The organism is candidate division WOR-3 bacterium, from assembly GCA_016867815.1.
Lineage (GTDB): Bacteria > Hydrothermota > Tepidihabitantia > Tepidihabitantales > Tepidihabitantaceae > UBA2258.
In genome coordinates, this window is the sequence record VGIR01000030.1 from 1 (window position 1) to 15,347 (window position 15,347).

Consider the following 15,347-nt stretch of genomic DNA (forward strand, 5'->3'; position numbering starts at 1 on the left):
CAATCCGCAATCTTCAATCTGCAATCTGCAATCTGAAATGTCCCCTGTGCCCCGTCTTTTGACTTCTGCAAACTTCAATCTACAATCTGGAGCCTGACAGTGGTCGGGGCCGTTAGCTCAGATGGAAGAGCACCTGATTTTTAATCCGGTGGCCGCAGGTTCGACTCCTGCACGGCCCATCTACCGAACAACATAGGTACAGGATTCGTGCGGCCGCCCAAGCGGCCGATGGCGACTCCTGCACGGCCCATCTACTGAACAACATAGGTACAGGATTCGTGCGGCCGAACCGGGAGTCTATCCGCTCCTGCCCGGGCGAGTCGCTTCTAGTGAGCCGCGACCGCGGACGGTGCGTCAGGACGGCGGACCATCGAGGTTCAAGCTGTCGGCTTCATCCCGGCTCCTCTGATTGCATCAGCACTACCCTTGCAGACCTCCCGCTCTTCTCCGAGGAAGACGCGGGTCTCGGCGGCGCCTGTCACCAGCAGCTAAGTCGTCAACAGTTGAGCAGATAAGCGCGGGAAACCCGCGCTGACGATGTCGCACCCCGATGTCGCACTTGGGGTTGACAATGGCCAAGACCGCGGTATGATGGCGAGATGACGCGGGCCGGAACATTCCAGGCATCACAGCTGATCGCTGACCGCTACAAAGTAGTTGCCTGCCTCGGGGTGGGCGAAGTCACCGAAACGTACAAGGTCAATGACACGGGCGCCAACCGCGTTGTGGCGCTCAAGATCCTGAGACCGGATACCCCGAAGGGGACAGAGCTACAGCTTCGGGCCGAGTTCTACAATCTCTCGCGCTTCACGCATCCAGGCATTGTCGCCGCTTTCGACTACGTATCGACTCCTCAGCCCAGACCGTACTTCACGATGGAGTTCTTTGAAGGCCTCCCCATCAACGCGTTCTTTGCGGAGGGCTTCTCCCCCGGGCTGACAGCTGTCACGCTCCAGTTGCTGCACGCTTTGGACCGAATTCACGCCCAAAGCCTGATCCACTGCGACCTGAAACCTCAGAACATACTCGTGGCCGAAGGGGACGGGGCGCCGCAAGCCAAGCTGCTCGATTTTGGCCTTGCGGGCCGGCCGTCGTCTTCGGAAGCAGCCGTACCGCGCGGGACTCTGGGCTATGTCGCGCCTGAGATACTCAAGGGCGTGGATGCCGACGCGCGCGCCGACCTGTACTCGCTCGGTCTCGTCCTCTACGAGGTCGTTACCGGACAGGGACCGGGCAAGGAGAAGGACCTCCACGCCTGGATGCGTATGCAGTATCGGACCGAGTTCAAAGCCCCGCGGGAGTTCGACAAAGGTATACCGGAGGAGTTCGAATCCCTGATTATGTCGATGCTCCAGCGGGAGCCGGAGCGAAGGCCGCGCTCTGCGGCAGCGGTGATCGAGCAGTTGTCCCGGCCCGGACACCGGCTGGATGCCGGCGGCGAGCCGCAGGACTACCCCCTGGCGGCGGGCTTCGTGGGCCGCAGCAAGGAACTGGAGAGCCTGCAGGAGATGCTGGAGGGCGCGAGCAAGGGTGGGGCATGCGTAGCCTGTGTGACGGGCGAGCGCGGCGTCGGTAAGAGCCGACTGCTTTCCGAGTCGAGGTTCGCGGCTCAACTCGAGGGAGCGACGATTGTCTCCTTCCAGCCTGCCTCGCCTGGTTCCCGACGCAGGTCGCTGGTGGAGCTGACCCTCGGCTACCTGGCTGCGTACTCCCCGGCCCCCTCCCCGAAGGACGACGGCAGCCCAGCCGCGACCCCCGCCGAGAAGTACCAGTTGTTTGAGGCTGCGGCGCACGGTCTTAAGGAACTGAGCTCGTCTCCTCGCGTGCCCCGCTGCCTCGTCCTGATGGTCGACGACTTCGAGCTCTACGACTCGACCAGTTACGAGTTCCTGCGCTACCTTACCTTCAGCCTTGGCAGCGAACGGCTTATGGTGCTGGTGGCCGGCGTGAACGAGCCCCACTTCCTCGAACTTGTCGGCGAGCTGACACGATCGAGCCACTTCCGTCACGTGCCGCTGGCGCCGATGGAACGGGACGACGTCGAGGCTCTGCTGGCATCGCTCGTCGGCGAGATGGCAGGCAGCATCGTACTCACCGAGTGGCTGGTGCGCACCACCGGGGGGAACCCGCTCTTCGTCATCGAGGCCATTCGTTCCTTGATTGAAGGCGGCGTGCTCGCGCGGAGAGGCAGTCGCTGGACGCTGCTGGAGGAGGCGCTGAACGAGTACAGCCCTCCGCATTCGGTTACCGACGTTCTCTACCGGAGATTGGAGGCCCTCTCCGCAGAGGAGCTGGACGTCCTGCGAGTGGGAGCGACCGCGGCCGGGCCGTTTTCGCTCGCGTTGCTGCAGGCGGTGTTGCGACAGGAAGAAGCGCCGCTGGTCCGTGTTGTCGCGAAGCTGCGGACGCTGGGCTTGCTGCGCGGCATCGTCACTAACGGCCAGGGGTCTTTCGTCGTGGCGAGCAAGATGCTGGAAGCAGCGGTGGCCGAGCGGATGGCGGTCCCGGAGCGGAAAGAGAGTCATCGTCGAGTTGCGCTGGCACTGGAACTGCTCCATCCGGAGAAAGAGGACAAGCCGCTCTACGACCTGGCGCATCACTTCACGCAGGCGGGCGTCGAAGATCAGGCCTTCAGCTATTCGTTGCTGGCCGGAGCCCTGGCCCGAGAGAACCGGCTGAGCGAACAGGCGCTGGGCTACTACGAGACCGCGCTCGCGCTTTCGGCTCAGGCGAAGTCCGCAGGGGAACGCGTGGAGCTGCTGGAGCGGGTGGGAGAACTGCGCGAGGCTACCGGGAGGTACTCCGAGGCGGTTGCCGCCTATACGCAGGGAATGTCGTCGATCGCTGCCGACTCGGAACTGGCAGGTGACCGGCCGCTCGGGTCGCGATTCCTCCGGAAGCTCGGGCTCGTGCATCAGAAGCGGGGTCAGCACCAGGATGCACTGGACAGCTTCAATCAGGCGCTCCTCACACAGCCGGAGCGGCACGTACCTTCCTACATCGATACTCTCAACGACATGGGCTGGTCACACATGGCACTCGGCGTCCTCGGCCGGGCCGAGTTCCTGCTCTCCGACGCTCTGCGACTAGCCGGCGGCCTGAAGAAGCTGGCACCGGACAGTCACTCCCGACTTGCGGCCCGCTCCTTCTACTGCCTGAGTGTACTGGCCTGGTCGCGGGGCGACGCCGTGCTCGCGCAGCAGCTGGTCGAACAGAGCCTCGACATCTACGGGACGATCCGGGACGACCATAGCGCCAGCGAGATAGGCCAGTTTCTGGCGACCCTCTGGTGGCGTCGTGGTGAGACGGAGAAGGCGAAGAAGCAATACCAGCGGTATCTCCCGGCGCAACGACGCTCGGGCGCGGTCAGTTTCCTGTTGCGGTCACTTCAGGGTCTGGGAATAATCTGCATGGACGAGAGCCGTTGGGAAGAGGCGCACGATCAGTTCACCGAAGCCCTCAACCTCGCCGAGCGGATCGGTGACTACGCGGCGATGGCCGATCTCAACATGAACCTCGGGCTGACGTGTGATGAGCAAGGCGAAGCGCGGCCGGTCGTCTCAATCATCACCGAGATTGAACTGCTCGGTTTCCCCCGGCTGACCCGTCAAGACGAATCCCGCATACAAACGCTGCTGTCCGGATTCACGGTCGTTGCGGTAGACGAGCGGATAGCGGGTCAGGCCGTTGTCCTCAAACGCCGGCACGGCATCAAGACCCCGGACGCCATCATCGCGGCCACCGCCCTGATCGAAAACGCTTGCCTGGTCACGCACGACCAAGACCTGCTGCAAAAGGTGCCCGAGATTCGGTCACTCAACCCGTTCGGGCGCAGCCCGCAGCCGGCAGCGTAGACGCCGGCCCCGGTCCGCGAGTCCACTATGACGAACCCGCATGACCTTGGCTACGTGGTGCAGTTCCCGGTTGTTGGTTACTTGTTCCCCTTTTCGAGCACCTCTGCATTCTGACTTCGGCCGACCATGGCTTTTGCCTTTTGGCTTCTAGCTTCCAGCCTCTCGCTTCTCACTTCGCCTTGCCGCTTCGCTCGGTGCCCTTTGTGCCTTTGTGTCTTGGTGGTAAACTCCGTGTCCGCGGTTTTGGCTTCTGGCTTTTGGCTTCTGACTTGGTTCTGCGCTCTCGCCTCCAGCTTCTCACTTCGGTTGGCGGTTCATGCCGCCCGCCGAATCGTTGCGCGAAGCACGTGGCGAAGTATGGGCAGAGGCACCGGCAGGTGTTTCATGAGCCGCGTCGTGCGTCGCGTCAACAGTCGTGTCCGTCGCTGAATCCTGAGCTGCATCGCAAGCTGCATCAGAAGTTGCTTGCCGCGCTGCGCCTTCCGTCGCTCGCGGAGTTGCTCCCGCCGTCGCTCCGGTCGTTTCTCGGGTCGTTGCTCGCGTCGATTCTCGCGGACAAGCTTCAGTCGTTCGGTGCGTCGTCGCGTGCCGAGTTCTGTCTGCAGAAGCCGCCCACCAGGCGGCCCCTGGGCTGTCCACTCCCCGGCGGAATTGTGGTCCGGGCGCCATCTCATACCATACGTTGTGGCCACCGGGGTGCTGGTTCTTGGTTCTCGATTCGCGGTTCCAGATCCTCAGTTCTTGGTCCTTGGTTCTTGGTCCTTGGTCCTCGGTCTTCGGTCTTCAGTCTTCTGTCCTCGCTCCGCATTCATCCCTCATCACTCATCGTTCTCCTCACTCCTCACTCCTCACTCCTCCCTCCTCACTCCCCACTCATCGTTCATCACTCATCGTTCTCCTCGTTCCTCCGTCTTCAGTGCCCGCCTCCCGCCATTTTGCATTTTGATATTTGCATTCTGCAATTTGACTTCGTCCCGTCCCCATCTTTGCCTTTTGGCTTCTGACTTGCGCCCCTTCACGCTGTCCCTGGTCCTTCGTCCTCACTCCTCAGTCCTCAGTCTTCCGTCTTCCCTCCTCCTTCATCCCTCATCACTCATCGTTGTCCTCTGCGCTCCTCATTCATCGCTCAGCATTCATCCCACTCCTCCCTCCTCACTCCTCCCTCCTCACTCCCCACTCATCGTTCATCGTTGTTTTCGGCGTTCATCGGCGGATGATAGTTCCTCTTCCGAGCCATCTGTGTAATCTGCGAAATCTGCGGATGATTCCGTTCTGCTCGTGCCAATCCAAAGTCGGCAATCCAAATGGCCTGCCTGACGTGTGCGGCGGAGACAAGGATACGCCTCACATCTCGTCCTTTTCCGCGGGGCCATCAAGAACCCGAGCCGGGTTGCCCACAACCATGACGCCGGAGGGCACGTCGTGGTGGACGAGAGAGCCCGCTCCCACAACGCACCAAGCTCCGATGCACAGCCGCGGAGTAACCATGGCGCCGATACCAACCAGCGCCCCCTCACCTACGACTACCTGTCCGCCAAGCCGGACACCGGGGGCGACGTGCGCGTAGTCGCCTATCAGGTTGTGGTGGTCGATACTGCAACCCGTATTGAGAAGGACACACGAACCGACTACTGAGCCCGGATTCACGACCGCACCAGCGCAGACCGTTGTCCCAGGACCGATACTCACATCCCGAGCAATCACGGCATCAGGGTGCTGCGCTGTGGCGAGCCTCTCCCCGCTTCTGAGTAAGGGCTCGGTGATCCGTCGTCTTGTAGCATTATCCCCAATCGCAACGATGAATGCGTCATGGGCGACGCTGGCGAAGGCAGCCGTAGTCCCGAGGACGGGAAGCCCCAGGACTTGTCGCCCGGATAGTGCGGGATTGTCATCGAGAAAGCCAATCGGCTCGACGGCAACCGTACGCTCACTCATCCGCAGCAGGATGTCCGCGACCACCTGGCCATGTCCACCTGCACCGATGATCAACACTCGCATACCCTATCGACCTCCTTTGAACTCCCCCGCCGTGGCATGCCCTTGCTGGGTGATGCCCTCGCGCCGCAGAACCTTCCAGGGCGTAAGAACGAGTATCTTAAGGTCAAGCCAAGATGACTGGTGATCTACGTACCAGACGTCGAATGCGAACTTCTGTTCCCAGGTGATTTCATTCCTGCCGTTGACCTGCGCCCATCCGGTAATGCCCGGCTTCACTTCGTGCCGCCTCAACTGCTCTGGCGTGTAACGGTCGAGGTACTCCATCAGCAGTGGCCTCGGTCCGACAAGGCTCATGTCTCCCTTCAGCACGTTCCAGAGTTCGGGCAACTCGTCAATGCTATGCCGCCGCAGAAACCGCCCCAGCCCCGTGAGCCGCACCGCGTCCGTTCCGGTTCCGCTACGCATCGTGCGGAACTTCACCAGCCTGAAGGGCTTGCAGTGCAGTCCCGGCCTCTCCTGTACGAAGAATAAGGGAGAGCCCAACCTGACTCGCACCAACGCGGCAACTCCCGCCAGGACGGGCGAGAGCAGGAGCAACCCGAGGCCGGCACCACCAACGTCAATCAGCCGTTTCATATCCGTGCGGCAGACCCGACAATGCCAACCAGTCTGGGGATCACGGCGTCGCGACTGAACTCTCTTAGTGCGTACCGACGGGCGTTCTCCCCCATCTGCCGCAGCGATTGAGGTCTGTGCTTGACGCTCCGAAGCACTTGCGCGACGGCGACTGGGTCTCCCGGCGGAAGAACAAAGCCTGACTGGGACTCGCGCAGGATCGTGGCCGAGTGATTCTCCGCGGGAACGCTCGCCACTATCGGTTTGCCGGAGAGCATGTAGAAAGCTTGTTTGGACGGCGTCGCACTGAGCGACATTCGACCCGCAAGACTCAGCAGCAGGACATCCGCAGCAGCCTGGACCTCCGGGACGTCGGATGGCTTCAGCGGATGAACGACCACAATGTTGCTGAGTTTCCTATCGGATATGTCGCGCTCCAGATCGGCACGGGATGGTCCGTCACCAACCAGCAGAATCACAATTCCGTCCTCGCTGCGCAGGGCGTCAGCTACCTCGATGTAGAGATTGAGGCCCGCCGACTGCGTCAGACTGCCAACGAACATGGCCAGAAAGACGCTGACAGGAATGTCGTGCCGGCTACGGAAGGCAAGCGGGCTCACTGCCTGCGCAAAAGGCCCGGCGTCGGCGTAGACCGGGAGATGGTTCACCCTACTGCCTTGCAGCCCGCGCGTGGCCACGAGCAGCTCGGCCATCCCGGGGGTAAGCGTGAGGATGGCGCTACATTGCCTTAGGTGCAGTCGGTCCAGTCCGAGCATGACACGGGCAACGATTCCATCCGGCTTCAGCGTGCCCCTCTCGACGAGCGATTCAGGGTAGACATCAAGCGCGCACGACACGACCGGAACTCCCCAGAGTCGTAGCACGAGAGAGTTGAGGTTTCGCGCGAAAAGTGACCATGTTCTCAGGAAGGCCACGTTCACGCGAGGCCGACCAAGCAGGTGCACAATGAGCTGCACTGTAGAAGTGAGTCCAAAGGAGATGTTCTCGGCAAATCGGGAGAGCATGGTGGAGCGTCCGGACAGTGTATGCCAGCTTCGCACCACGCGGCAACCGCCTTCCCGAGTGACACTCCGCCAACGACGATGGTAGCCTTCGTAGATCTTGCCTCCGGGCCGATTCGGAAACGGCGCGAAGACGGTCACGTCGTGCCCGCGCCGTACGAACTCATCGGCAACGTCCGACGAGAACACGGCGGGCTCGGGCGGATGGGTATGAGCGACGACGAACGCCCGCATCGGCCTTCTCGCAAGGGAGACGCCTGGCGCCCGCGACTCGGTGCGCGCGCAGCGAGAGTTGATGGCTGCGATGCCTACTCCAGATGCCAGGTGCCTCGGTTAACGTAATCGGTGTAGCTCAGTAGGATTCGTAGCACCTTGTCCGACACGTTCGGCACATCGTAGTCGGACACAAGGCGGAGAGTGGGGCTCGTTCCACGATTCTGGGATGCGAGCACCTCGAGGCCCTGCTGGACCCGCGTCCAGTTCATTCCCACCATCATCACCGCGCCCTCTTCCATGCCCTCGGGGCGTTCGTGCGCCTCCCGAAGGTTGAGCGCAGGGAAGTTCAGGATGGAAGACTCCTCGGTGATGGTCCCACTGTCCGATAGAACGGCCAGCGCGTGCTTCTGCAGCTTCACGTAGTCAAGGAAACCCAGCGGTCTCAGAAGCTCGACCTTGGCAGGAAGCTTCACGCCCCTAGATGCCAGCTTCTGTCGGGTTCGCGGGTGGGTGGAGACAATCACCCGCTTGCCTTCACTCCCGGCCAGACCTTTTAGTATGCCCAGAAGTCCGTCGAACTGACGGTCGTCATCTATGTTCTCTTCCCGGTGCGAGCTCACTACGAAGTAGTCCTGCTCCTTGAGCCTCAGTCGCTGGAGCACGTCTGACGCGTCAATCTTCTCCATGTAGTGGTGCAGCACCTCGAACATTGGACTACCGGTCTTGATCACCCGGTCTGGCGGAATGCCCTCACGCAACAGGTACTCCCGAGCAATGCGGCTGTACGGCATGTTGATGTCGGAGATGTGATCCAAGATACGGCGATTCATCTCCTCGGGGACTCGCTCGTCGAAACAGCGATTCCCTGCTTCCATGTGGAAGACCGGTATCTTGCGCCGCTTCGCCGAATAGGCAGCGAGGCAGCTGTTCGTGTCGCCCAGCACCAACAAGGCGTCGGGGCGGACTTTGGCGAGCACGGCGTCGGTTCGGACAACTACGTTCCCGACAGTCTCACACGGCGTTTTCCCCGCGGCTTTCAGGAAGTAGTCAGGCTTCCTGATTTCCAGCTCCTCGAAGAAGACTTGGTTCAATTCGTAGTCATAGTTCTGCCCGGTGTGGACCAGAGTGTGGTCTGTTACCTCGTCCAGCCGCGCGATGACGCGGGAGAGCTTAACCAGCTCTGGTCGTGTGCCGATGACGGTCAGCACTCCTGGCCTAGTCATGATGAACCTCCTTGAGCTGAGCTCGTTCGTCTCCACGCGATCTACGTGCCCTCAGCGATATTCGGCTCACTGTCGGTGCCTCCAATCTGCAAGCGCGTCCTTCGTGTACTGCAGCCCCTGAAGCAGACCAACGAGTTCCTCGATGCCGAGCCGCCGCGTGTTGTGCGAATTGTAGTCTTCCTGGCGCGAGAGCCTTTCCTCGCCTTCGGTGAAGTACAGGTTGTAGTTCAAGCTGCGGTTGTCGGGCACAATCCGGAAGTAGTTGCCGCAGTCCTCGCTCTTTGCCATCTCCTCGCGCGTGAGCAATGTCTCGTAGAGCTTCTCGCCGTGACGCGTGCCGATGACCTTCACCGGGTTGTCTGCCTTGAAGATGCGCCTCACTGCCTCTACTAGTCCACCGATAGTGGTGGCCGGGGTCTTCTGTACGAAGATATCGCCCGGCCTTCCGTGCTGGAAGGCGAAGACAACAAGGTTCACTGCGTCTTCAATGGACATCATGAACCGGGTCATGTTCGGGTCGGTCACGGTGAGCGGCTGGCCTTGCTTGATCTGGTCGACTAAGAGCGGGATGACCGACCCGCGCGAGGCCATGACGTTGCCGTAGCGGGTGGCGCACACGACCGTCCCGTTCGGGTCGGCTATGCGCGTCTTGGCAATCATCAGTTTCTCCATCATTGCTTTGGAGATGCCCATCGCGCTGATGGGATAGACCGCCTTATCCGTACTGAGCAGGACTACTCGCTGCACCTGCCCGGCAATCGCCGCGTTGAGGACATTCTCGGCGCCGAGTGCGTTGGTTCTGATTGCCTCGAGCGGGTAGAACTCACACGATGGGACCTGCTTCAACGCTGCGGCGTGGAAGACGTAGTCAACGCCGAACATTGCCGAAGCGACGCTGTCATAGGCCCGGACGTCACCAATATAGAACTTCAGCTTGGGGTTGGAGTAGCTGATCCGCATGTCCTCCTGCTTCTTCTCGTCCCGACTGAACACGCGGATCTCTCTCACCTCGGTCTTGAGAAACCGCTTCAGAACTGCATTACCAAACGACCCGGTGCCGCCGGTAATCAGGAGTGTCTTGTCTTTGAACATCGCTTCCTCACTCTGACTCGCGTCGTTCACTCAGAACTTCCAGTGCATGTATTGACAAACCCACTGGCCTCGACGCACCAAGTTGCAGTCCGCGTGGCAGTTTTCCATCAGGACTCCCTCAGGAGCGCAGGTAACCACTCTTCATACGGCGTCGAGTCCTCGGCGAGTTGACGGACCATACTCAACCACGGTGGAGCTAGATATCCGGTCGCGATACGAAACTTGTCTCCCTTCATGCTGCGATCCGAGACCTCAGTGTCGTCTGGCGTGAGGTCGACCGCCAACCCGAAGGCGTCGCGGAGCAGACATAGGAGGTCGTACTTCGAGATCGGCGTCGAGACTACCTGGTACAACCCCGATAGGGTAGGGAACTCCCGAATCACGCGTGCGACCACGTTAGCGATCTCGTTGGTGGTAACGCCTGAGTATATGACATTCCGATAACCGCGCACCGACTTCCGGTTCTGGGCAAGAAACCAGTCCAGCAGTGACCGGTGCTCGACCAACTCCCGGCCGATAATCGACGTCCGCAGCGTGAGTGCGTTGGGGACCGTCACCTCACCTAGATACTTGGTCCTACCATACAGGTCATCAGCGTCCGATTGGTCGTCCTCGGTGTATGCTCCGCGCCTGCCACTGAAGACGCAGTCGGTGCTGAAGTGAATGACCCTGCCCCCCCACCCTGTCGCAATGGTGGCGAGTTTGTGCGGGAGCAGCGAGTTAACGGTTATGCTGGGTATCGGCGACGTTGCCTCCGGTCGTTGTTTGATGATACCTACGCAGTTGACGATGAAGTCAGGCCTTGCGCCGGCAAGCGTTTTTCGGAGTCCGGCGAAGTCAGTAACATCCAGACCCGTGACAATGTCGTTCCCTTGGAGCAGCTCGACCTTGTCGAATGGCGGCTTTCTGACATCCTCCAGCGTCGTGCCGAGTGTCCCATCGAAGTGCTCCCGAAGTACCTGGAACAGCTTGTGCCCCAGCATGCCCGCAGCGCCAATGACCACGACCTTGGGTTGTGTCACCTTCCGACCTCCGATTTTGCCCATTGCACGTATTCCGACAGGCCCGCAGGCATGTCTACATTCGGGCTGTAGCCAAATGCGGCGCGTGCGGCTGAGATGTCGGCGAGGCTATGAAGCACGTCACCGGGTCTGGATGGTCCGTATCTCACCTCAGGGTGCATGCCGCTGACCTCACAGAGCAGTCCGACGAGCCGGTTGATGGTGATGTGCGTGCCACTGGCAACATTGAACGCACCGGTCAGGCCAGGCTTCACTGCAGCTTTGATGTTTGCCTGCACAACATCGTTCACGTTGACAAAGTCGCGCGTCTGTTCGCCATCTCCGAATACCGTCAGCGGCTTTCCGCGCAGCATCTGGAACACGAAGATGGGGATAACATTGCCGTAGGCATCGTAGCGTTGGTTGGGACCGTACACGTTGAAGTAGCGCAGGCAGACGACCTCGATGCCGTACAGCTTGGCGTAGACCAAGCATTCCTTCTCCTCGCAAAGCTTCGTACAGCCATAAGGAGAGTCGGGTTCGGTCGGGTGGTTCTCGCTAATCGGCAGTGCCTTCAGCTCACCAAATATGCCGGCAGAGGACGAGACAACAACCTTCCGAACTTTTCCCCCTCGTGCCGCCTCCATGATTCGCAGGCTGCCCAGAACATTGACTTCGGCGTCGGTAATCGGGCTGTCAATCGAGCGCTTGTTGCCGACTGATGCGGCCAGGTGGAATACTACGTCAGAACCCTTGATCGCCTCTGCGACATCCCTTTCATTGCGCACGTCTCCTTCGATGACGCGCACCTGCGGGAAGGAGTCCAGATTGCGGCGGTCGCCAGAAGACAAATCGTCAAGGACGGTGACCGCGTGACCCTCACCTACCAGCGCCGCTACGACATTGGAGCCGATGAAACCCGCACCGCCGGAAACGAGCGCCCTCATGAAAACCTACCTGTCATCGCGTGTTCATTCTACGCTGACCGGCAGTCTGCGTCAATGGCTCCTTGCCCCTGCGGTTTGAGAAGCAACTCACAACCGTGACCTTGAGACCCGTTGCCGCGAGGAGTTGGTCGAGGGTGTGGGTCTTGGTGCGGGAAAGGAAGAAGGTCTCACATCCGCCTACCATTCAAGGACTCGGCAAACTGTCGTTAGAGCGTGCCATGCGCGAGAGACGGCTCACTTGTACAGCCCGCACAAGAACGTCCAGCAGCCCACCATACGACCTGCTTGTGGTTCGCATCGCCACGAGGGCGGCTCCGCTCCTAGACAACTCGCAACGCAGGGCGGAATCCTGCAACAGCCGGACTGTCTTGTCGGCGAAGTCTCTCGGATTCAACGGATCGAAGAAGACGGCCGCGTGCTCACACATGTCGTGAGCGTAGGGCCGATCCGCGACCAACACTGGAGTCCCTACAAGCATCGCCTCGGACATCGTTAGGGGGCCCGATTCCACCAGCGATGGCTGAATTAGCACCGTGGCCAGCTCATATGCCTTCCGGAGGTCCGCTTTGCCCAGGTAGCCGAGGCAAACGACGCCGTTGTCCCGAGGAACGGTGTCCGTCGCGGGCCATGTTATAAACAGCTTGGCATTCGGGAAGGCCGCCCGAACATATTCCAGACCACGTATAGCCACATCGACATTCTTGTAGGGCGAGTCGTTGCCTACATAGAGGATGCGCTGGCCGACTGGGGTCGTCATCATCTCACCAAGCACGGGGCTTGCGGCATCAATGCTGGGCAGTTCGCGGGCGGTCGGCATGACTATCAAGCACCGTTCTTCTTTCAAACGAAAGGCTCCGGCGACCCATGAGAGCATGGTGGGCGTCTGGACGATTACTCTCCAAGAGTTGGCGCATGACTGTTCCATCAAGTGTCTCAGGACCAGCATGCGCAGGCGGAGCCCGGCGCTACAGCGCTGCAAAGCCTCTCTCGAAAACGGCAGTGACTGCTGGACAAATGTTACGTACGGGGTTGTCGCAGGGATGGTGCCAATGCCCGTGGCGCAGAACAGCACATCGGCCCCAACCCGCGCGCACTCCCTTCCGAGGTTCCGCCTGAGCCAAAGTAGCCGATGCACGTACGAACGCTCGGGGAGCGGTTGTTCAATCTCAACTAGCCTTCCAGAGGCAGGCAGGTCGAAGTTGCGCGTCGAACGCGGAGAACTAAACACTGTGATTCTGGACACTCTGTCATCAGTCAACGTGGCGGCGAGCAAGTCAAGCAGAACAGTTGCGCCCCCGCTGTGCTTGATGCCCACAGCGTCGACGGCCACGTGTATCTGCATGGCTAGTGTCGAGAGCTATTTCCCTCGCAGAGCCATGGGGGTGTCGGCCTCGGCCGCAGCCCGGCGGAGGCAGAAACGACATCAAGGAAGTACGCGGCGACCGACTGCCCTTCAATGCAGTGAGACCACGCCTTGATGCGTTCGCTCGCCTCCGGCGTCTTCTTCCCCCGCGCAATCCACTTCTCAAGCGCGTCAGTCAGCGCACTCACAGAACCACTCTGGAAGACCTCTCCGCGCCAAGGGGCGGCCACCAGGTCTGACGCTCCGCAGCGGTCGCTGCACACCACCGGTACGCCCCTCATGAGGGCTTCATTCACGACCGCTCCCCAACCGTCGAAACGACTCGGCAGCACAAGGACATCAGAGTCTGCAAGTTGACAAAGAGCTGCCTGGTTTGCCATGGCTCCCAGAAAGACAGTCCTGCTTCCGATGCCATGATGCGATGCGAGGCGCTCGTACTCGCCGCGCAGAGGCCCATCACCTATGACTAGGAACTCGCTGTCGTGTGTCCGAAGGCGCCCGAACGCCTTGATTAGCACGTCCACACCCTTTCGGTGGATGAGCTGCCCCAGATAGGCGATCCTGAAGTGGCTTCCTGCAGAGGAGTTGCCATGCTCAGAAGGAACCGTTGCGGGCTTCTCTGTCGTGTATGCGTAGTTGAAGACTTTGTCTGCCGGCCAACCTCGCTTTCTATACCAGGTCACGCCATTTCGCCCCATCGCCAGCATGAAGTCGACATCCTTACCGAAGCGCACCCGATCGGCTGCATGCACCATACGCCTGGCGAGCCCCTTGATTCCGCGAGGATCGCCTCCCTCGCAACCCAACGCAATGCGTGTTCCCGCCTTACGGCAGGCCTCGAAGGCACCCCTACCAAGCGTACGGCTCTTCAATCCTCCGATCAGATGCACAGTATCATTGTCATTCATCGTGGAGAGCCTGTCGATCGTTTCCGCACTTGGGTCGACGATCGTGCGCGCCGGCGCGACGTCCGGCACGCTCCAGCCGAGAGTTCTGCGAGCCCCGATGACCTCACACCCGGCCACCACCGTAACGTCGTGCCCCATCTGTGCAAGGGCCCTCATGTCCGCCGACCGGTGGATGGCCAGCATATTGGTCCAAAGCACCAGCTTCATTTGCACCTTGCAGGAGAAATGCAGGTCATGATGGGGTGGTGACTATAAACCCTGCTGCGTGCCACAGGACAGCCGCCTGGCTTTCTGCAAAGTGTTCTGGAATGACATGAGCCTACCGCGCCAACGCAGGCGATTCAGACCGCCCGTGGCGAACTTCACCGCCTCCAGCGACCAGAATGCTTCGACATTGGACCTCTTGATGAAGTAGGGGTCCTTCGGATGGCAGTTTGACCCGTAGAGCGTGGAGAAGAAGTACTCGTAGTTGTCGAGAATAAGGGCAAGCTCCGCCGTCCCGCAACTGAGCAGAGAATCGAACGGCCCGCAGAAGGCCCGAACCTTGTCCGGTGCGATCCCGCAACCCGCCGCGATCCGACGCCTGCTATCCACGATCTCCCGTCTCCGCGAATCAGAGGACAAGCCCTGCAGTCTCAGCAAGTGCGTGAAGGAATGGGAACCAACTTCGTGACCTGCTCGCGCCAAGTCACCCAAATCCTGCCAGGACATTGCGGTCAGGTCCTCCGGTTTGGCATCGATCTCGGGATCTATGCTCGGCCGTATCCTCTCGATGAAGTATCTGCTCTGTTCTTCCTCGGGAGTGTCAATGAACGCGGGGACGACGTGAAAGAACGCGTGAATCCCCGTGCGCTCAAGCAGGTCTGCGGCGTAGAGGTTGTTCCTGATTCCATCGTCGAAGTTCAGCAGGAGGAGCGGTCCGCCGGCGGCACTCACTTGTGTGCCGAAAAAGGAATCGAGGTCCGCCGGTGAGATGACCCGGAAGTTGCTCCGGTAGAAGGACAACTGCTCCTCAAGATTCCTCATGAAGCGCCTCTGGGTACCATGATAGTTCAGAACCACCAGGTCGCGCTCAGGGATTCTCGCCCATGGCGTCCAGCCCGCCATCCGTGAGACAAGTGCCTTGGCAAGAACGGCTCTGCGCTGCGCTGTGCGGGCAAATCTCATG

Annotated in this window: 11 protein-coding genes and 1 tRNA gene; 2 read left to right on the forward strand and 10 right to left on the reverse strand. The window is 60.5% G+C overall.

Going from position 1 to position 15,347, the window contains the following annotated elements; all coding sequences use genetic code 11:
- The first annotated feature begins 106 nt into the window (after nt 1-106).
- Together FJY68_06265 and FJY68_06270 are read left to right on the forward strand one after the other, a co-directional pair.
- Nucleotides 107-179: transfer RNA gene (locus FJY68_06265), tRNA-Lys, on the forward strand.
- A gap of 420 nt (nt 180-599) precedes the next feature.
- A complete protein-coding gene (locus FJY68_06270; protein MBM3331443.1) occupies nt 600-3,854 on the forward strand; it encodes a PIN domain-containing protein in 3,255 nt (1,084 codons plus the stop codon).
- A gap of 1,344 nt (nt 3,855-5,198) precedes the next feature.
- Here FJY68_06270 and FJY68_06275 read toward each other — a convergent pair.
- The 10 genes from FJY68_06275 to FJY68_06320 form a co-directional block, all read right to left on the reverse strand.
- On the reverse strand, nt 5,199-5,852 hold the full coding sequence (locus FJY68_06275) for an acetyltransferase (protein MBM3331444.1): 654 nt from the start codon (nt 5,850-5,852) through the stop codon (nt 5,199-5,201).
- Nucleotides 5,853-5,855: 3 nt separating this feature from the next.
- Nucleotides 5,856-6,428 carry a sugar transferase gene (locus FJY68_06280; GenBank protein ID MBM3331445.1) on the reverse strand — a complete coding sequence of 191 codons (573 nt, stop codon included), beginning with the start codon at nt 6,426-6,428 and terminating at the stop codon, nt 5,856-5,858.
- A complete protein-coding gene (locus FJY68_06285) occupies nt 6,425-7,663 on the reverse strand; it encodes a glycosyltransferase family 4 protein (GenBank protein ID MBM3331446.1) in 1,239 nt (412 codons plus the stop codon). Before FJY68_06285 ends, FJY68_06280 begins: the two co-directional genes overlap by 4 nt.
- A gap of 74 nt (nt 7,664-7,737) precedes the next feature.
- Nucleotides 7,738-8,868 carry a UDP-N-acetylglucosamine 2-epimerase (non-hydrolyzing) gene (locus FJY68_06290; protein ID MBM3331447.1) on the reverse strand — a complete coding sequence of 377 codons (1,131 nt, stop codon included), beginning with the start codon at nt 8,866-8,868 and terminating at the stop codon, nt 7,738-7,740.
- A 66-nt stretch (nt 8,869-8,934) separates the two neighbouring features.
- Nucleotides 8,935-9,960: an NAD-dependent epimerase/dehydratase family protein gene (locus FJY68_06295; GenBank protein ID MBM3331448.1), complete on the reverse strand. Its 1,026-nt coding sequence runs from the start codon at nt 9,958-9,960 to the stop codon at nt 8,935-8,937.
- Nucleotides 9,961-10,067: 107 nt separating this feature from the next.
- On the reverse strand, nt 10,068-11,006 hold the full coding sequence (locus FJY68_06300) for an SDR family oxidoreductase (protein ID MBM3331449.1): 939 nt from the start codon (nt 11,004-11,006) through the stop codon (nt 10,068-10,070).
- Nucleotides 10,979-11,908, reverse strand: coding sequence for an NAD-dependent epimerase/dehydratase family protein (locus FJY68_06305; protein ID MBM3331450.1), 930 nt, complete (start codon nt 11,906-11,908; stop codon nt 10,979-10,981). Before FJY68_06305 ends, FJY68_06300 begins: the two co-directional genes overlap by 28 nt.
- 184 nt (nt 11,909-12,092) lie before the next feature.
- The gene (locus FJY68_06310; protein MBM3331451.1) at nt 12,093-13,250 is read right to left on the reverse strand and encodes a glycosyltransferase family 4 protein; all 1,158 of its coding nucleotides are present in this window, start codon (nt 13,248-13,250) and stop codon (nt 12,093-12,095) included.
- Nucleotides 13,251-13,252: 2 nt separating this feature from the next.
- Nucleotides 13,253-14,386 carry a glycosyltransferase family 4 protein gene (locus tag FJY68_06315; protein ID MBM3331452.1) on the reverse strand — a complete coding sequence of 378 codons (1,134 nt, stop codon included), beginning with the start codon at nt 14,384-14,386 and terminating at the stop codon, nt 13,253-13,255.
- 42 nt (nt 14,387-14,428) lie between these two features.
- A complete protein-coding gene (locus tag FJY68_06320) occupies nt 14,429-15,346 on the reverse strand; it encodes a polysaccharide deacetylase family protein (protein ID MBM3331453.1) in 918 nt (305 codons plus the stop codon).
- Between the last annotated feature and the right edge of the window lies 1 nt (nt 15,347).